Origin of the sequence: Alkalibaculum bacchi, from assembly GCF_003317055.1 — a bacterium.
Taxonomy (GTDB): domain Bacteria; phylum Bacillota; class Clostridia; order Eubacteriales; family Alkalibacteraceae; genus Alkalibaculum; species Alkalibaculum bacchi.
The window spans coordinates 18941-38338 of sequence record NZ_QNRX01000016.1; the positions used below are offsets into that span (position 1 = coordinate 18941).

The window sequence follows — 19398 nt, forward strand, 5'->3', positions numbered from 1 at the left end:
ATTAGTTAGTGTCACTACCATTCGCGTACAATTAAGAATTTAGAAGGAAGTTTATGAGGGACGTAGAAGTTTATGAGGGACGTAGAAGTTTATGAGGGACGGGACTTTTCAAGTCACAAGATTAGAGTCAGCCTTTTATGACCCAAAATTCTATGTCCCTCGTGATTCTCATGCTTCAAGGGTATCTAATTCAACAATCTCTTTGTCAAAATCTTCTTCAACCTTAGAATTTGTTGCTCTCATTGATTTCTTTATCATTAAAACAATCAAGGCAACGATGAAAATTGTTATTATTCCTATAAGAAAATAATCCATAATTCTTCCCTTGCATTATTTTTTACGATATTTGTAACTGAAATATCTGTATCGTCAAGTATTAGCTCCATAGCCACAGCACTAAAAGTAGCTATGAAACTCCCTCTCGTTATAAATCACTGTACAATATTTTTTTAGACGCTCAGTCTTCCATTTATCTGATCAATGGCACTAATAATACGCTTCGCCACATCAATCTTGCCATCAAATAGATTCATCACATTACCACGTTTATTAAAGGGATGTTCATTAAGAACCCGTTTGTCTAAGCTACCATTCTTAATCATATAATGGACCACTAATTTTACAAATTCCATTTGATTGATATTAAGGCTTTCGTCAGATAAAAACTCTGAAAACACTTCATTAGCTGCTTGAGGGTTTAACCCTACAATTTTACTCACTAGTTTAAGCAGTGGTTCATCACCAAACTCTTTAAAATAGTCATCTTTTGTTCCTAACTCTTGCCATAATACTTTCTCTAGGTATTTAATATCATCTTCCGTTAAAGGATTATTGTTACGTAGCTTATAGATGACTAGATCATTTTGATGTTCCATTAAATACTTATTTACTTTTTTCTTGTAACTTTGCATATCATTCACAGAGTATTCGCCTTCGTTTTCTTTTGACTCCATAATTTCATCTGTGAAATTGGTATAATAAATTTCACCGGATTTACTGTCTAAAAATTTAATCAGTTCTCTAAAGGCTTCACGGACTTCTTCATGATCAAAAATATCTGCTTCTTCCCAGTATTCATTGGTCTGAACTTTATAAATTAAAGCTTCCTGTTTTTTGACCTTATCAATACTACCCTTAAAAGTTAGCTTCTCTGCCGTTGTCACCACTCGGTTCTTTGGTTTTGATGCAGGTACTCTTTTTAAGTCTGCATATTCAATGGTGTACATTAAATAATCAAAACGCTTTGCCAACTCATCATCATCTATGGCTGGTACAAGAGGCGCAACGTGTTCTTCCAGTTCTCTGACATCAGCATCAGTTAGACTTTCAAATGCACTCTCCTGATTGAATTTATGAAGGTATTGAAGCTTCATCCTAACATTAAATTTAGTTTCGTCAACAGCCTTAACTTCTTTTAATATTACTTCAATCAATGACTTTCTGTGATCCATATAATCATCTGTTTGATAATCCAAGTTTTGAAGCTCTTTAATAATACCTATACGGATATTGAAAATGTTCTCTGTCAGTGACTTCATCATCTTAGCTTCTTTACCGTTTTTATTGGTTCTAAAGAATTCAAAGTTGCCACAATAATCAAATATTCTAAAACTTTCTTTATCAATGCCAACACCATACAAATCTTCGCACAGTCTGGTTCCACGGCCAATCATCTGCCAAAACTTAGTTTTAGAACGTACTTTTTTAAAGAAAACAAGATTAAGAATTTCAGGAATATCAATCCCAGTATCAAGCATATCAACAGATACAGCTATCTGAGGAAGTTTGTTTTTCAATTCAAAATCATCCATGGTGCTTTCTACATAATTAATACCGGTGTAAACCGGTTTTGCAAAATCACCTTTATACTCTGGATAGAGTGCATTAAAGCGCTTAACAATAAAATCAGCATGTTTCTTATTCTTAGCAAAGATAATGGTCTTCCCTAATTTATCGCCACCTTCAACTTTTAATCCTTTTTCCATCAACTCTTGTATAACCGTATCAATGGTATTGGCATTAAACAAGAATGAGTTTAAAGCTTCCCCACTAATATCTTTAACATCATCATCAAAGGTTTCTTCAAACATTTCTTTTTCTTCTTCTGTAAGGTCATCGTAATGAATACCTTGTTCTAGAAATTTCATCTTTGTTTCAATGGTATGATAGGGTACCAGATACTCATCTTCTATGGCTTCACCTAACTCATAGGCATAGGTTGGCACATTGTTTTCAAGTTCAAAAATAGTATAGGTGTTTTTATCAAGATCACTTTTAGGTGTTGCCGTTAAACCTAATAAAATAGCATCAAAGTAATTAAAAATCTCCTGATACTTCTTGTAAATACTTCGGTGACTTTCATCAATAATAATAAGGTCAAAATGCCCGCTGGTAAAGAGCTTTTGATCTCGTCTATTCTTTACATCATCAATGGCGTTCATCATGGTTGGATAGGTTGAAAAAATCATTCTGCTCTCTGGATTGTCTTTACTGTCAAGCAAATTACAAAGAGAAAGCTCAGGTAATAATGCCTTAAAATTCTTCTTAGCTTGCTTCACTAAAGCAGTACGATCTGCAAGGAATAGAATATTTTTAATCCATCCTCTTTTAATCAAGACGTCCACAATGGATATAGCTGTTCTAGTCTTACCAGAACCTGTTGCCATAACAAGAAGTGCCCTACGATTCCCCTTGTCCAAAGTATCACATACCGCTGTAATGGCCATCTTTTGATAATGTCGATTGGTGATGGCATCATTGATTACAGGATCTTTTAATGATGATTTGTTTTGTCTTTTAAAATGTAGCCACTCAAGTTCTTCTTTAGTGTATATGCCCGATACCAAACGCTCTGGATAACTGCGGTCATCCCATAAATAATATTCAAAGCCATTAGTATAGAATATCATTGGTCTGAATTTGTGTTCTTTTTCTAGACAATCTGCATAACGCTGTGCTTGCATCTGACCCATTCTAGGACTTACACTGGTCTTCTTTGCTTCAATGACTGCCAGTGGCTTGCCATTGTCTGCATAAAGAACATAATCTACAAAACCAATGCCTGATTGATTGGGCATACCATCTACTTCAACTTCTTCAAGGCAGTCTTTGCCGATAATCCAACCACTTAATTCAATTTCAAGATCAATGTACATTTTTCGGGTTTTGAATTCAGAAATTTCATCCACCTTGAAGTCACGATTTTTCTTATTATCAACACGTTTCGCTGCATTTTCACGTCTTAGTGTTTCATTTTCTTTTATGATTTCTTCAAGCTTACGGTCTTTTGAACCCAGACGCTCATATAGGTTTTTCAATTCATCTCTGGTTTTTCTTTCTTTTTCATTATCCCCTAGTAGACTTTCGTCAAAAGTAATCTCTTCGTATTCATCGGAATAACAATAATCAATCCAAGAAATAAATTCAAATAGATTACGAAGAGCTAATACTGCTTGGTCTCTTGAAATTGGCGTTGCTGAATGCACTGCCTTATTACCAAGCTTTTGAATGTATATGATCATTGGAAAAAGTTTGGTATCAATAATACCTTTAAAATGGTAATCGTGAATTAAAGAAGCAAGGTTATCCTGATAGGGCGCATCCAATTCTTCGTCATAACTAAACACCCATTTTACTGCCAGTTCTAAAGCTCTACGTGCAAGAATCACTGTACTGGCATAGGAAACCACCAAGCTCTTTTCAGCTTCTATACAGGCGTATGTAAAGTCCTTATACTTTTCTTCTTTTTTTAGGAAATCAAAGTTATAGCACATGGTATTCCCCCTTGTTATTTTTTATGTAACAGTCTCTGTTGAATTTTCAATTTTCATCATCATGTTATAATGATTCAAATGTCCCATATTATCAAAAATTAATTTAAATACACTTAAATATTTTTCAATTCCTTCAGGTTCAACGTACATCACCATGTCATCATTAACAAAATGTGAACCATCGTTTATCCAAGAAACGAGTGCTCTGCACAATAATTTATCTTCACCATCAAATGAATGAATACATTTCTCATAATCAAGACCACCAATAATATTAAAATAATACTCAAGAATCCTTCTAAGCGTGTTAAAAATGGTCGCTTTATTGACTTTATCCAAATTATCTAACTCTCGCCAAAGCATCTCATATGTTGTTTGAATAGGATTGTCAACATATTCATCAATTGATGAGCTTTCATCAAGTTTCTTAACTATCCAGAATTTCTCATGTTGTTTCAGATTTTCACGAGCACCTCTGAATGTTACTTCTTTATGGAAATAGATATTGTGTGTCAACACAAATACCTGTTTTATATTATTTTTATTATTGTTACAGTCACTTACAATATCTTTCACTAAATGGGATACAATAAAAAGAACATTACTATCCAAACTTGAAATTGGATCGTCAATAACGATTATTTTATCACGTGTAATTCCTGTTGGATCAATACTACCTTTAATCATTTGATAAAAGTATAAAAACGTAATGAAAGTATACTCCCCTTCGCTAAGGGTTTCCTCAACACAACACCCGTCCATTCTTACAATCTTATACGAACCTTTCGCATCAGCATCATCAATCGTAAATCCAACGAAACCAAATTTCTTGAGGGTTGTATTAATTTCATTTTTTGTATATTCAGTACTTGTCATTTCAGCTTCTTTAGTTTTAATTTCTTGGTCTAAGTTTCTACACTCACCACTCTTTTTAGATATTATCTTTCTAATGCTGTCGATTCCTTTCTTATAACCAGAAACCTTTTTTTCAAATTCAGTTATAACAGGTTTAAGTTCTTCAAAAACAAATCTCCAAATTTCATTCTTTAATTTGTTCTTCTCTTCTTCAATATTGTCTAGAAGTTGGTTATTCTGTTTAATTTTATCTTGAAAACTTGCTATCACACTATTAATATCCTTTAGGACATCAGATATTATTTCGAGTTTTTCGACATTGCTTGGAGAGATGAGCTTTTTATCAATTTTCATTAGATTTATCTTATTTTTTTCTTTAAGAATTTCAATTTTCTCATCCAGAACAGACAAATCAATAATTTTTATTTCCATTTGCCTCAAAGTCTCTAAAGTAGTCAACATAGATGTAACACATGATTCATAATCAGTTTTAAATTGCTTTATCAAATTAAATTGTTTCTCATAAGATTCATCAAAAAAGTCCTCAATCTCCTGATTTAAATCATTAGTAATCGGTTGCTGGCAGAATGGGCACTTTGAATCACTTTCGATCAAATATTTTCTACCAGTGTTAACCCAGTCACTGTTCTTTAATTTGTTAATTAACTCACCAATTTGAGTATCTTCTTTGCCAATAATTGGTGTTGATAAAATATTAGATTTTTCTAATTCAACAATCCTATCGACTGTGATATTTGATATTTGTTCATGCTTTACCGAGCTCTTATTAAAAAGAACATTCTTTCGTTCTACAAGTTTTTCATAATCAATTAATTCTGAAGTGTTTGTCTTTTCATCTAAGCACTTCTTAGAGAAGGCTTTCATTGACCCCATATAGCCTTCAAAGGCTACTCTAAATAATTCCTCATACTTTTTCTTTGTTATCCAAGACTGTTTTTCAAAACTGTCAATTTCTGTTTGAATATTCCCTTTTAACTTTTTTACGCTTTCTTGATTTCCTTTTATATTTTTTGTCAATTGATCAAGCTCATCTTTTTTCTTTGCAATATAGCCCTGAGCATCTTTAGTGTCCTTACCTAAAGTAAATATACCTTTTACAGAACTACTTTGCGAAAAGTGTTCTTTAACGAAATCACAGTTATATACACATTTATCAATCGCTTCATCCTCAATTTCTAATGCGCAATTAGGGTAAGCAGTCTTATTAGCAATTACTTTTGATATTGTCGTTTTACCCGTACCATTTCCGCCATAAATGTAATTTACTTTTGAAGGTGCAAACTCAACTCCATTATATGTTGCGACTTTATCTAGAAAAATTTTACTAATCAAAATTCTCACCCCCTTATATTGTCAACATTAAAATGATGCCTTCATAATACTTTGAAAACTCATTTCATGTTCAGCTAAAGATAATTCCATATAGCTTTTTTGATTTTCAATTTTTTCTATAATTTTGATGAACTTCATTTGCAATTCTTTCGGTGGTAATACAATATCAACATCAGAAAGCATCTTTTGATTTAGGTTGAATATATTTGCACCTCGACCATTTCTTAACAATTTATTTTTTAATGAATCACTACGTAATAATTGAATCAAAAATTCTTCATGAACCAAATCCGACTCTACTCTTAATCGAATACAAAAACCACTAAATGTCACTTCATTATTGTTTGGATAGATAATTACACTACGTCCTATTAGTGCTTTATTTCCATTAGATCTGACGAATACAATATCCTTATTTCTAAGCATATAATCTTCTGAAGGAATTTGTTTTAAACTAATCGTAGGTAGCAATTCAGTTTGAGCGATTTTATATAATGATTTAAAGTCACCTACTCCTAAACAATTTAAAGTAACCCCTGAATCAGAACTACTGAAATTCATACCATTCTTAAACAAACCTAAAGAAGACATTTTACAAACTTGCCACCCCTTCGGATTCGTCACCGGATCACCAAACATCTCATAAAAAATCGACTGAATCAACTCATCCATCAGCCTAATTTGCTCTTTTCTTGCATCAATAAGCTCCTGAGCCTTGTCCAAAACTTCAACGATTTTTTTTTGGGTTTCGAGTGGGGGTAAAGGAATTTGAATTTTCTTCAATCCTGCATTGTTAATCGCCTTTTGTGTTGCACCTTTAGAATATTTATCTTTTTGTTTTTGGAACAAGTCTGAATTCAATATTAATCTTAGATAATCAGACATTATTGCTTTTGAAGGTTCAAAGACACAAAAACCTGTAGAATATATAAAGTCTACATTATCATTGTCAATTAGAAGTACCTTTTTTGTTCCTTGCATCCTCGCAAAAATAACTTGACCAGTTTTCACTGCAACATTTGCCCTAGAAGGCCGATTATCATACGTCAATTCAGTATAAGAGCTAATAATATTTTCAGACAGATCACCTGTAGCTATATATCTTTTTACACCACTAAACTTATCTACACTTCGGTTCGCAATTTTTACTACATCAAGAATATTAACTAATTTCATCCTATACCATCCTCTCAATGTCATTAAGACCATCAAGAATTTGTTGTTCCAATTCTTTAATTCTTTGAATAATCACCTTTGGTGCTTCATATTCTACTTCATCGTATTCAATTTCTTTATATCTATTGATAGACAGGTCATAATCATTCTTTACAATTTCCTCTTTAGGAACAAAGAAAGACTTTTCTGTACGCTTTCTATCCTTCTCATTTTCAAGATTATGATAACGACTAATAATATCAGGAATATCATTAGCATCCACCGGTTGACGCTTATCATCCAGTGATAATCCATCTGTCTGCATATCATAGAACCATACGTTATCTGTGCCACCTGCACCTGTCTTTGTAAAAATCATAATAGCTGTAGAAACCCCAGCATAAGGCTTAAATACACCACTAGGCATAGAAATAATACCATGCAAATGATGGTTTTCAACGATTTCTTTTCGGATGGATTTATGAGCATTAGAACTGCCAAAAAGTACACCATCCGGAACGATAGAAGCACATCTGCCCCCCTTTTTGAGCGTTCTTAAGAACAGAGCTAAGAATAACAGCTCTGTCTTTTTTGTTTTAGTCACTTTTAATAAGTCAGCTGATACACTGTCATAATCAAGTGAGCCCTTAAATGGCGGATTTGCAAGAACCAACGTGTATTTTTCTCTGTCCTTATTGGTTTCTGATAGAGAATCTCTATACTCAATATTAGGTCTCTCTACACCATGAAGCATCATGTTCATGGCGCCAATACGAAGCATGGTTCTGTCCATATCGTTACCAAAAAACATATTATTGTTATAATGGTCTTTCAGTTCTTTTATGGCAAACAAATCTTCATTGTTTCTTTTAAGATATTCACCTGCTTCCACTAAAAAACCTGCTGAGCCCTCTCGTGTCAAGCTAATGACAATAATTATATTAATGGATAATAAAATTAAAAGCAGTCAACTTTATTAAGTCAACTGCTTTTTTTAAAATATTATATTACTTTAACCCATTAAATAATTTGTAACTTTCAAATATGGATAGAATTTGATCAACTTTTAGGATTCTTAAATTATCAATATTTCCATATCTGATTGCTTGTTTTAGCTGATTTTTTGTAAATAAAACATTATAATCCTTTTTTACCCATTTTTCTATAAAGTCTTCATACTTTATATATTCTTTCATGGACATATTATAGGAAGTTCTTTTTAGTTTTATCAGCACTACCTCAACACTGGGTATGGGATGAAAATATCTTTTTGGAATATTGTATAAAATTGAAATTTCATAAAATGGAGCTAACATTAGGCCCATTTTACGGTTTAAGTCTTCTAATCTTTTTGCAAACCCTAATTCCACTATTAAGTAAATCTCATCTGCATATTTTTCTAAACTAAGTTTACGAATAATAGAAGTACTCAAATTAAATGGAATATTTCCAAAAACTTTATACTTAAATGTAGATGGTAATTCATAAGACATAAAGTCATGATTAACAATTTTTATATTATCTAGATCTGAAAATTTGTTGTTTAATATAGGAATTAATTCACTGTCTATTTCAATAGCAATTACCTCTTTAGCCCTTTCCACAAAGTATTGAGTAAAATGGCCTTTACCTGGACCAATTTCAAAATAAACATCATTAGAATTCACGTCTATCTTCTTACATATTTTGTTTATATCATTAATAGAAGTTACAAAATTTTGTCCAAATCTAACACTTTTTCTGTTCATTATAACCTTTACCTTTCTGGTTATAATGAACCTTTTTTAGTTCATTATAACCGGTTAATTAATCGTTTGGTTTAATGAACTGTTTCTTAATCTGATATGATAAATGCCACCATATATTTGCATATTATGTCCTCCTTAAATTATTAATGCATCTTTAATACATTAATTTTTAGAGAAACTATTTTTCTCTTTTTCATTATATCACTTCTAAGTATCCACTTCAACAACAGCTTTTTGATAGTTTATTGAATTTGGATACTAGCTATTATCTACAATTTACTTATAATATTTCATTTCCTCTAACTACAATCGACACAATATATTTTTCGATTAAATCTTTAGTTAGTTTTTCTTCTTGGATATTCTCTTGATGAATAACGATTTTTATTTTCTCATTCTTTAAAAAACCTATTTCAAAATCATCGATGATTTTCAGAAGACTTTCATCGGCTTTCTTGAGTTTACTTTTTATCGTTTTTTCATCGTCCATTTCATGAGAAATAATATAATTTGTTTTTATTGGTAGTTCGTATACTTTTGATCGTGCTGGATTTATCAACTTCTCAATGGCTAAATCTCCTGTTCCTAAAGATCCTCCACAAGTTAGAATAAAAATTAATTCATCTTCTTTTTCCAAGTAATCATTGATAAATATTCTTTGACAATTTGTGGCATAGACCAAAAATAAAGTGGAGTTTGGATAATCGTGCGCTCATCTTTATCTGTAATAGTTTCATGAGTAATAGGAATAAATTCTTGACCAATCTTAGTTGCCAACTTCTTAGCAATATGTTCGGTATTTCCCGTACCAGAAAAATAATAGATCATTTATATCTATCCTCCATTTTATTACCTTAAAATCTTCTTATAAACTTGTAGTAACAGTTTACGTCATAATATATACTATTATTCTATAGCTAATTAGATTTAAATTATATAGATTTATTGAAAATTTGGTTAATATTTACAAATAAAATGAAAAAATATTTCCGATATAATATGTAAAAAATAAGTGCTTCTAGGCATTAAAAGAGGGCAACTGTTATGTCACCCTCTTCTAGCTTACTTCCATTCAATTTTTAGAATCTGATTTCCTCTAACTATGATTGATTTGATGTCCTTTTCCATCAGCTTTCTTGTTAACTTTTCTTCATGAATATTTGCTTGTTGAACAACTTTCTTTGATTGTTCATTTTTCAAAGCATCAATTTCATCATCAAGTTTTTTCTTTTCCTCTATGAAATCAAGTCTTGTCATTTTTCCTAGTTTATATTTCTCATAAGAAGCAAGCTTTTTAGATTCTAAATCTTGTATGAGAACATCAGAGTCAATTAGATACTTCTTCTGCTCATGTATTTCAGAAGAAATATCATATTTAACTTTAATCGCTTCTAATACTAACGGTTCAACTTTATCAGCATTAGACCCTATTATCTTTACTCCATCATTCTTACAATAACGACATCTAAAATATCGATGTTCTTTTACTGTGCCATCTTTCCTTTGTCTCTTTGATCTTGTCATTGCTAAAACATGACCACACTCAGGGCAATATAAAAACCCTTGTAATGGTGAGTGATTGTGCCATTTATAATCTGTATTCTTGTCCTTAAAACGCTTAGAAGCTTTTAACTCCTGAACCTCATCAAATACATCTTTAGATATTATTTCCTCATGATTATTAACGACTCTTCCCCAGTCTTCTTTAGGGAGATATTTACTCTTTTCTTTTGTTCCATTTACCAATGACTTATCCACTCTGCTATAGACATAAGTTCCCGTGTAAATTTCATCGGCCAAAATATCTATTACCGAGGAAAAGTTCCATGCTGGATTATCCTTAATTGCTGTATATCTTTTTGAGTAGTCCATTTTGGTTAACTGAAGCTTTCTTTGAGCTGGTGTAATTATCTCGTTTTCATTGAGATAATCCTTAATTTTCCTTGTAGATAGACCTTCAAGATAAAGTTCATAAATCTTCTTTACCACCCAAGATGTTTCCTCATCTGGAATAATCTTGTATTTGTCCTCAGGATCTTTCATATAGCCATATGGTGGATTCCATGATTGTATTTTTCCTTGCTCATTCAAAGTTTTCTTTACTGCCTTAACTTTAGCAGAAGCATCTTTTGCATAAAAGTCATACATAAGATTCTTGAATTGAACATCAAGTTCAACACCATTTCCAACTTCTTTTGAACTATCATAGCCATCATTAATCGCTATAAATCTTATACCAAGAAAGGGAAAAATATTTTCTAGATAATCACCTAAAGTAATGTAATCTCTTAAAAAACGAGACATATCCTTGACTATAATATTAGTAACTTGCCCTGACTTAACATCTTCTAGTAACCTCTGATATGATGGTCTATTCTCATTAGTACCTGAATAGCCATCATCTATATATTCGACTCTTTCTAAATGCTTTAATTCAGTGTTTTGATTTAAATAGTCATTTAGATACATTCTTTGGCTAATGATACTTTCGCTTTCTTTAAATTTGATTTGGTCTTCAACAGAAAGCCTAATATAAAGTGCAATCTTACTCATTAATTTCCTCCTTCAGACTTTCCATATTAAATTTATAAACCACCTCAAACTCATGTTTATCGTAAACTATTACTTTTTCTACTAAGCTAGCAATTAGTTGTGCTGGTAGCTTTTCAAGCCCTTTCGCTGAAAAAATATCTTTAATCCACCTTAAAGCCTTTCTCTTATCTTTTTTTAGGTTAGATATTTTGATTTCCTGAGCTTGTTTTTCTCTTTCTATTGTTTCTATACGCCCCTGAGTTATGTCCCTTTCTAATAGATAAGTATTTCTATCTATTTTCTCTAGACTATAATTCTCATAGCTTTTTTGAAGAGTAATTTCCTCTTTTTGAATTAGATTATCATACTGGCTTAATTTTCTATTACCTTCTACTATAGCCTCGTCATACTTAGCTCTAATTCTATTACTGAAGCTAGTTTTATTTGTAATTGTATGAATAGCTTTACTAATATCTGTAGCTATCCTCTTATCCAAATCTGCTTCCATAATAAACAAGGATTCTTTCTCGCCAATGCTTCCATTGAATCTCTCATTTCGATAAAGATATTGTAATTGTCTTATCTTATGGCTACTAAAACGATATCTTCTATAGAGTTCTTCACCATCACAGGAAAATACTAAACCTTGAAACCTGTTTTTAGGTTCTCTTTTAAGGTTATGAGCCTTTGATGAAAATACAGACTCTGCTTTTCTTTGCTTACGCTGTGTTTGAATCTTTTCAAAATTCTCCCTAGAAATAATCGCCTCGTGAGTGTTCTGAACAACAATATAGTCTTTCTTTTCAGCACGTTTTTGTTTCTTTCCTTCTGCTAAAAATTGGGATTTAATTCCCTGAACCATATCACCAGCATAAGACTGATTGCTTAGCATTTTGCCCAAAGAACCAACATGCCATTGAGGATCATCGTCTATCCTATAGATTCTCCCAGTTCTGTAATAGGTCATTGGAGTAGCATATTTTTTTTCATTAATATGTTTCGCTACTTCTAATTGACTTTTTCCTTCTAGAGTTAATGCAAAAATTTCTTCTACAATAAAGCGAACATTCTTATCTACTTCAAGCCTTTGTCCACCTTCTTCTTTGATTACCTTATAGCCATACGGTGGTACTGAACCAATAAAAAAACCGTTTTTAGCTCGATTCATTTTAGTAGTCTTTATCTTTACAGAAATATCCTTAGCGTACATATCGTTGATAATATTCTTGATTGTTACTTCAAAAGATTTTTTACTATCCATTTCCTTTATGGTATCCAAGTTGTCATTAACCGATATAAAACGAACTCCTAGAAAAGGAAAGACTTTATCAATAAGCCTACCCATTTCCAAATATTCACGACCAAGCCTTGAAAGGTCTTTAATGATGGTACAGTTAATTTTTCGCTCCCTTATTGCTTGCATCATGTTTTGGAATTCTGGACGATTAAAGTTCGTTCCCGAATACTCATAATCCGTATAAACTTCAACTACTTGTATATTTTCTTTTAAAGCATATTCTTGACAAGTCAAAGTTTGCGTTTCAATTGAAGATGACTTATCCCTCCAGCTCTCCGTTCTCTCATTTGAAAGCCTAGTATAGATACCAGCCCTATATTGAGTTCTATTGTTGGTAATTTCTTTCTTTTCTTCAAATCTTCTTGATGTTCTTGCCATTACATACCACCTCCTACTGAACCATATCTAGGAGTTGGATCGATTTTTGAATAAGCTTGGTGGAGAGAGATAGGCTTAGCCAATTTCTTAGCATTTGTTGCTTTATTCTTATCCGCCAATTTTTCAAGTAGATTGACTGTATCAATGTTATTAAAGACAAAATTAATTTGCCTATCCTCTAATACTTCTACCTTATCGATAAAAGTGATGAGCATAGCTCTTGTTACTTCATCTAAATCTTTAGAAGGAATAACGCTAGAAATAAAGCTTTCTTTATCCTTTAAACGTTTCTCAAGCTCTTTTACAACTTCTTGTTTTGTCGTAATTTGCTCTTTGATTTGCTTGATCTTAAAAAGATAATTTCTGCGATAGCGTTCAAACTCTTCGCTTGTGATTAGTTCATCTTCTAAATCTAAATAAAGAGACCTTCTTAAACGCTCATACTTAGCCTTCTCATTTTCTAAAGAGCTAAAGTCTGCATTAATGGTGATGTCCTTTAAATCCAGTCTTGAAATCTTTTCTAATACATTTCTGTATCTTTCAAGATAATGGTTCAAGGAGTCTTTCACTTGAAGTTTAATTTCATCTTCTTTAATACTGTGCCTGCTACAATCACCTGTTCGGTTGTAATTAGAGCAGATGTAGTAGATGTTAACCCCTTTTTTCGTTTTTACTGTCCTTCTTACTAGGGCACTTCCACAATCAGCACAATATAACATCCCAGCAAATAGGCTTGGCTTATCCTTGGACGTCTGCAAATCTCTTGCTAGCATTTTATTAGCAAGGGCAAAGGTCGATTTACTGATAATTTCCTCATGAGCATCATCAATAACAACCCAATCATCTTCATGCACGTCTATTTCCTTCTTGGACTTATAATTGAGCTTCATAGTTTTACCTTGCTCTAATACGCCAGTATAGACTTTGTTTTCGATGATACGGTTAATCATCTTGGCATCCCACTTACCGTCTTTAATAATAAAGCCAGTGGCATGCTTCTTACCTTTATTTTCTTTATGTTTTGCTGGAGTTGTCGCACCAATATTATTTAGAAAATCAGCAATAGCTTTAGAAGAATAAGCTTCAATCTTCATTTGAAAAATTCTTTTGATTATATGAGATACTTCTTCATCTACTACCAATTGATGTTTATCAGCCACGCTTTTCTTGTAACCAAAAGGAGCGAAAGCACCGATGAATTCACCGTTCTTTCGCTTAACATCTTTTGCAGATTTTACTTTCATGGAAATATCTCGACAATAACTGTCATTAATGAAATTTCTAATAGGTAGAATTAAATGAGTGTCGCTCATATCTGCATTTTCACTATCATAGCTATCATTTACAGAAATAAAGCGAACACCTTTTTCAGGAAATATTTTTTGAAGATATTTTCCAGACTCAATATAATCACGACCAAAACGAGAAAGGTCTTTTACGATAATCGTAGAAAACTTCCCTTCCTCTAAATCTTGAATCATTTTCTTGAAATCTGGACGCTCAAAATTAGAACCACTATAACCATCATCTACATATTCGTAGGCAATTTTTAAGCCGTTCACCTTGGCGTAAGTTTGAATAATTTGTCTTTGATTGGAAATTGAATTGCTTTCCATGCTGTCTCCGTCTTCTCTTGATAGACGAAGATACATACATGCTGTAGTCATTGAGATTCCTCCTCATTATTATTTCGGCAAATAGTAACGAGTGAATCTCTACTGCTTATATTCTATCTCATCTTCTATGAAATGTCAGCTTTAAATTGTAATGCTTGGACATAAGAAGAGTTCCAGAATTTCTAAAAGGTCAACTTTTGAACCCCTGTTAACCTCAATTGTATAAGGCTTCTCTTTCGTATCTATTTGCTTTTCATAGTCCTTATTTTCTATACTTTTATCTATGTTTTTTTCATTCATAGTTTTGTCCTCTCTTAAAATAAAATTTAGTTTTATGACATAAACGAGTGCAATGGAATTGCTACATAGGCATCTCACCTCTGCCCCTGTTCAAGATGGGCCAGCGTCAACTTTAGAAGTATCATTATCACCATTTAATTCATCGCTTAAGATTTCCAGGTCTTAATTAAACTCATCTATTTATCGCTCGCTTCCTTCTATCCTTAGAATTTTCTAGTATTCATTTGAACCGATTTCTCAGCAGGAAGGTCTAGGCGTAAATAAGCTTGTGCTCCTTAAATGGATAACGTCTCGTCTTGGTCTATTCACTTGTCAAGGATCAATGTTTATGTCAAATATGAGAGGTCATTTCTTAGTTGCTTGTTTTGGTATAAAACAAGGGACAAATTCCCCCTCACCTTATAGAGTGAAAATTCGTCCCTCTTGAACCACTTTTTTTATATGTTTTCTAAAACTTCTTTTAATTTCTTTAGTATCTTATTTCTTCTTCTAATTAAATTTGTCTGTGGCAATCCAAATCTATTAGCCACTACTCTTGTAGTTTCTTCCCGAAAATACAAAGCATTAATAATTTCTCTTTCTTCATCATTTAGTTCAGACAAGGCAGTATTTAAAGCTTCAATGGCTTCTTTCGTCTCGACTAGCTTTTCAACATCAACACTTTTATCTGCCAAGTTGTCTACAAAATTTCCATCATGATCTACGTCAGAGAAAAAGACCAACTTGTTTTGCCTATCAAGTCGCTCTAAATAATTCTCTCTATTCGTATGTTGCCAATAAGCCAGATATACTTCCTTACTTACCATCACCTTGTCGCCATTTACAAAAATAAAATATTCTTTCTTTACCATTAAAAAAACCTCCTTAAATTTCTTTTTGTGTTTTGAAATTCAAGGAGGCTGGTGGAGCTCTTGCTTTATTCATTTGTTTTCACCTAATTTGGGGAATAAAAAAAGCCACGAAGTAATCCGTGGCCATTCCATAATATTTAAGGCAAAACTTGCCTTATGATATTAGATTAAATTAGATGAAGTCCCATTACAGTAGCAACTAAGTTCCAAGCTCGTCCCAAGTTTGTCCCATTATAGTCTCAATCAAGTCTCATAAGGTTGAGCCATCTCAGCTACCATAGGCAGTTCCTGTATGGCTTGTAATGCTTCAATGACATCTGGCAAGGCATATCCAAAAAGCATATTCCCAAAAGCTTCTGTCGCCTTATTTAAATATCTAAAATAAGTTGATCTGCTCATATTATGAACAGACAATAATTGCTCACAGGTTCTGGCTTCCTGCGTAAAGTATCTTCGTCTTAAAATCTCAGCATAAAGTTCCCCATCATTTGGATATCTACTAAGTCTCTCTAAAGATAAATCCATAAGTTCTAATAAAGATAAGCTCACATTGATATCGATTAAGCTTTCTTCTAATTTTCTTACATCAACATCTGTATCTACCTCTAAAAAACTAATAACTAAATCTTCCAAGTGTTGTCTTCTACTTGCATAAACTTCCTGGTCTTTCATCTGGATTCGATCCTGAACATGAAAGCTTACTTTCCTATAAAGTTTGAGTAGTAATTTCGCATTATGCTTATAGGATTCGTATGAATCTCTTGTACCTGTATTTTCTGTAATTTTTTTCAATTTTCCACCTCATATTTGCACCTTCAGTAAATTTTTATGGACATCACTAATCGTCCAACAAAATCTTTATCTTTGCTAGAAAGAGCCTTTGTAATTCTATATCCGCTTTCTATTACTCTGCTATCCTTGATTACAATGTAATCATTCTTCTTGTATTTTGCTTTTTTATCTATAAAAATGATGCTGTTGTTGGTGATATCATGAGGAAGCACACCATCCTCCTCACTTGCGATTGAACAAAAAACATCATCAAATAACATAATTCCTGTAACGCCAACTAGTACATCAAGAATCATTGGCTCATAGTTTTCTCTTATAAATTCCGCCTTCAATGTATCCTCCTGTTTTTAATTTCTTTCTATATATTCTGATTGACATAATATGACTTTCAAAGTAAAATATAGACATTGAATGTCTTGTTTTATATTATATTAGGTCACTTAATGGCTTATGTCAATACCATTTTAAACTTTTAAGACTTTCAATGGCATAAAGGAGGATATGAAATGAACTTCGCCCAACAATTAAAAGATTTAAGAAAAGAAAAAAACTTAACCCAAGAAGAATTGGCAAAAAAGACTGGCATCTCGCTAAGAACAATTTCCAGATATGAACTTGGTGACACACTCCCTCGTACCAAAAAATATTATGAAAAAATTGCAGAAGCTCTTGATGTAGATGCTGATTATTTCTTATCTCAAGAAGCTAATTTCTTAATCAATGCTCGTAATGAATTTGGTTACAAGGGAGCAAAAGATGCTGAAGAACTTGTTAATGAGATGATTGGACTCATGGCAGGTGGAGAACTACCAGATGAAGATAAGGCCACAATACTTGATGCAATGCAGGAAGCTTTTTATATGGCTAAGCTAGAAAATAAGAAATATACACCGAAAAAATATAGGATTGAGGAAGAATAAATTTGTAAGGAGGGTCAGCTATGAATCAAAAGCGAAATCTGATTTATAATGACGTTCAAAAATTAATAGCTCATCATGGTACTCGAGACCCTCGTACTATTTTGAAAGAACGTAACGTGACTTTAATTCCATTTAAAGAAAAAACAAAGTTGCTAGGAATGTATAAAGTCATTCTTAGAAATAAGTTTGTCTTCTTCAATCCTTTCATCGATGAGCGAATTTTAAATATGGTTTTTGCTCATGAACTTGGACATGATATTTACCATTATGACCTTGCAAAGAATGAAGAGATGATTGAATATGAACTTTTTAATATTACAAGCTCGACGGAACTTGAAGCGAATCTTTTCGCCTCACATTTACTTATCGATGATAATGAATTAATTGAGTATATACAGGAAGGTAAATGCTACGAGGAGCTAGCTAGTATTTTCAATGTAAACATTAATTTGATGTTCTTTAAACTCAATGAAATGTATCGAATGGGCTACCCTATCAATCGATTAGATGTGTGTTATGACAGCAAATTCTTTTCTGAAATTGATGGAACGGATAAATCAAATCATGAATTATTTTAGTTAAGCTAACACGGTCTTTGCCAAAGATGTTTAGTTTTTGAAACAATTTTGGGACATCTCGTTAGATGTTATTTGATATTATTAAAGTGTCGATAATCCCCCCACCCAAAGAAAGAATTTAATGAAAGGAAAAGTCATGATAGATTTAGAAGCTATAAAAACGAAAATAAGCGATGGAAAAATAGATTCTTATGTAGAATCATACCTGGTAATTTCAGATAAACTAGACACTTTAGAAAATGAATTACGTCAAGGAAATCTGGAAAAAGAAGAAAACGATGAGATACTTGAGATGCATGATTATCTCATGGAGAAGATTGCAAATTATTATATAGAAAATCACTATATTAAGCAAAACTAAGTGACAAAGCAGGAATGGAAATTATTAAAAGAAATTAGAGAGGTCAAACAGCTTGACCCTTCTGATCAAAGCAAATATTGGAATAATAAGTTTGAAAAAGCAACTTCTGAAGAAGACTCAAATCTTAGAGAGATATTCAAGTCCTTAGAAAAGAATAACTATATCAATGTCTTTTGGGCTGATAATATTCCTTATACTTTAACTCTTACAGATAAAGGGCAATCCTATAATTATTTCAGGGAACATTTAAAATCTTCAGTTACTGCAATAATTAAATGGATTTTCAGCATCCTTTCAAATTAAGTAATTGATACTGAATTTTTCAAATTAATATGGTAAGGTAGGCCTAGAAAACAGAATAAAGCTTAACGCTGTCTACACGTTTATATTTTAGTAGCAAGCACAGTCAATGAGTACCCATTGACGAAAAATTGATGAAGCAGACCAACTTGGACTGCTTCTTTTTTTATTCAATTTTACTTGTTAGGGAGGACCCTAATACCCCAAAATACCAAAATACAGGAGGAAAAATCATGGAAAACAGAAATCGAAAAAATCAATTAAAAATCTACCTGAACGATGAAGAACTGGCCTTGTTCAGGGAGAAAATGAAGATGACAAATAGTAAAACGATGGCTCATTTTATTAGAAAAACGGTACTTGAAAAAGAGATATATGTGGTAGATTTAGAGCCTTTTAGAGATCTTCAATGGTTAATTTCAAATGCCACGAATAATATTAATCAAGTTGCGAAACATGTAAATCAAACTGGTGTAGTTTATAAATCTGATATAGAAACTATCAAAAAAGAAGTTGATAGAATGTCAAAAGAGGTTTGGCAAATTCATTCACTACTCCTAAACAGAACAAAAGATGGAGATGATTAATA

Annotated in this window: 18 protein-coding genes and 1 pseudogene; 5 read left to right on the forward strand and 14 right to left on the reverse strand. The window is 32.3% G+C overall.

The window, feature by feature from the left end:
* Window positions 1-449: 449 nt before the first annotated feature.
* The 14 genes and pseudogenes from DES36_RS11360 to DES36_RS11420 form a co-directional block, all read right to left on the reverse strand.
* Complete coding sequence (locus DES36_RS11360; protein WP_113921326.1) at window positions 450-3773, reverse strand: DEAD/DEAH box helicase family protein; 3324 nt, start codon at window positions 3771-3773, stop codon at window positions 450-452.
* 21 nt (window positions 3774-3794) lie between these two features.
* The gene (locus DES36_RS11365) at window positions 3795-5981 is read right to left on the reverse strand and encodes an AAA family ATPase (protein ID WP_170128280.1); all 2187 of its coding nucleotides are present in this window, start codon (window positions 5979-5981) and stop codon (window positions 3795-3797) included.
* Between the two features lie 27 nt (window positions 5982-6008).
* Window positions 6009-7157, reverse strand: coding sequence for a restriction endonuclease subunit S (locus tag DES36_RS11370; protein WP_170128281.1), 1149 nt, complete (start codon window positions 7155-7157; stop codon window positions 6009-6011).
* A 1-nt stretch (window position 7158) separates the two neighbouring features.
* Window positions 7159-8046, reverse strand: a pseudogene (locus DES36_RS11375) (HsdM family class I SAM-dependent methyltransferase); the annotation flags it as partial.
* A gap of 97 nt (window positions 8047-8143) precedes the next feature.
* Window positions 8144-8884, reverse strand: coding sequence for a 23S ribosomal RNA methyltransferase Erm (gene erm, locus DES36_RS11380; RefSeq protein WP_113921330.1), 741 nt, complete (start codon window positions 8882-8884; stop codon window positions 8144-8146).
* A 280-nt stretch (window positions 8885-9164) separates the two neighbouring features.
* Entirely contained in the window at window positions 9165-9521 is a 357-nt protein-coding gene (locus DES36_RS11385) for a hypothetical protein (RefSeq protein WP_113921331.1), read from the reverse strand.
* The gene (locus DES36_RS11390; RefSeq protein WP_113921332.1) at window positions 9500-9712 is read right to left on the reverse strand and encodes an NAD(P)H-dependent oxidoreductase; all 213 of its coding nucleotides are present in this window, start codon (window positions 9710-9712) and stop codon (window positions 9500-9502) included. Before DES36_RS11390 ends, DES36_RS11385 begins: the two co-directional genes overlap by 22 nt.
* A gap of 234 nt (window positions 9713-9946) precedes the next feature.
* Window positions 9947-11437 (reverse strand): recombinase family protein, encoded by a 1491-nt coding sequence (locus DES36_RS11395; RefSeq protein ID WP_113921333.1) that lies wholly within the window; start codon window positions 11435-11437, stop codon window positions 9947-9949.
* The gene (locus tag DES36_RS11400; protein WP_113921334.1) at window positions 11430-13091 is read right to left on the reverse strand and encodes a recombinase family protein; all 1662 of its coding nucleotides are present in this window, start codon (window positions 13089-13091) and stop codon (window positions 11430-11432) included. The genes DES36_RS11395 and DES36_RS11400 overlap by 8 nt, the downstream gene beginning before the upstream one ends.
* Window positions 13091-14758, reverse strand: a complete 1668-nt coding sequence (locus DES36_RS11405) for a recombinase family protein (RefSeq protein ID WP_207657459.1) — start codon at window positions 14756-14758, stop codon at window positions 13091-13093. The genes DES36_RS11400 and DES36_RS11405 overlap by 1 nt, the downstream gene beginning before the upstream one ends.
* A 90-nt stretch (window positions 14759-14848) precedes the next feature.
* Window positions 14849-15007, reverse strand: a complete 159-nt coding sequence (locus tag DES36_RS14885; protein ID WP_157827174.1) for a hypothetical protein — start codon at window positions 15005-15007, stop codon at window positions 14849-14851.
* A 437-nt stretch (window positions 15008-15444) separates the two neighbouring features.
* The gene (locus DES36_RS11410; RefSeq protein WP_113921335.1) at window positions 15445-15858 is read right to left on the reverse strand and encodes a sigma-70 family RNA polymerase sigma factor; all 414 of its coding nucleotides are present in this window, start codon (window positions 15856-15858) and stop codon (window positions 15445-15447) included.
* A 243-nt stretch (window positions 15859-16101) separates the two neighbouring features.
* Complete coding sequence (locus tag DES36_RS11415; protein ID WP_113921336.1) at window positions 16102-16650, reverse strand: hypothetical protein; 549 nt, start codon at window positions 16648-16650, stop codon at window positions 16102-16104.
* Between the two features lie 23 nt (window positions 16651-16673).
* Window positions 16674-16982 carry a hypothetical protein gene (locus DES36_RS11420; protein WP_113921337.1) on the reverse strand — a complete coding sequence of 103 codons (309 nt, stop codon included), beginning with the start codon at window positions 16980-16982 and terminating at the stop codon, window positions 16674-16676.
* 174 nt (window positions 16983-17156) lie between these two features.
* Between DES36_RS11420 and DES36_RS11425 the strand changes: the two genes are divergently transcribed.
* The 5 genes from DES36_RS11425 (at window position 17157) to DES36_RS11445 (ending at window position 19396) form a co-directional block, all read left to right on the forward strand.
* Window positions 17157-17570 carry a helix-turn-helix domain-containing protein gene (locus tag DES36_RS11425; protein WP_113921338.1) on the forward strand — a complete coding sequence of 138 codons (414 nt, stop codon included), beginning with the start codon at window positions 17157-17159 and terminating at the stop codon, window positions 17568-17570.
* A gap of 20 nt (window positions 17571-17590) precedes the next feature.
* A complete protein-coding gene (locus tag DES36_RS11430; protein ID WP_113921339.1) occupies window positions 17591-18148 on the forward strand; it encodes an ImmA/IrrE family metallo-endopeptidase in 558 nt (185 codons plus the stop codon).
* Window positions 18149-18269: 121 nt separating this feature from the next.
* The gene (locus DES36_RS11435; protein WP_113921340.1) at window positions 18270-18509 is read left to right on the forward strand and encodes a hypothetical protein; all 240 of its coding nucleotides are present in this window, start codon (window positions 18270-18272) and stop codon (window positions 18507-18509) included.
* Window positions 18510-18812 (forward strand): hypothetical protein, encoded by a 303-nt coding sequence (locus DES36_RS11440; protein ID WP_113921341.1) that lies wholly within the window; start codon window positions 18510-18512, stop codon window positions 18810-18812.
* A gap of 230 nt (window positions 18813-19042) precedes the next feature.
* Entirely contained in the window at window positions 19043-19396 is a 354-nt protein-coding gene (locus DES36_RS11445; protein WP_113921342.1) for a plasmid mobilization protein, read from the forward strand.
* The last annotated feature ends 2 nt before the right edge of the window (window positions 19397-19398 follow it).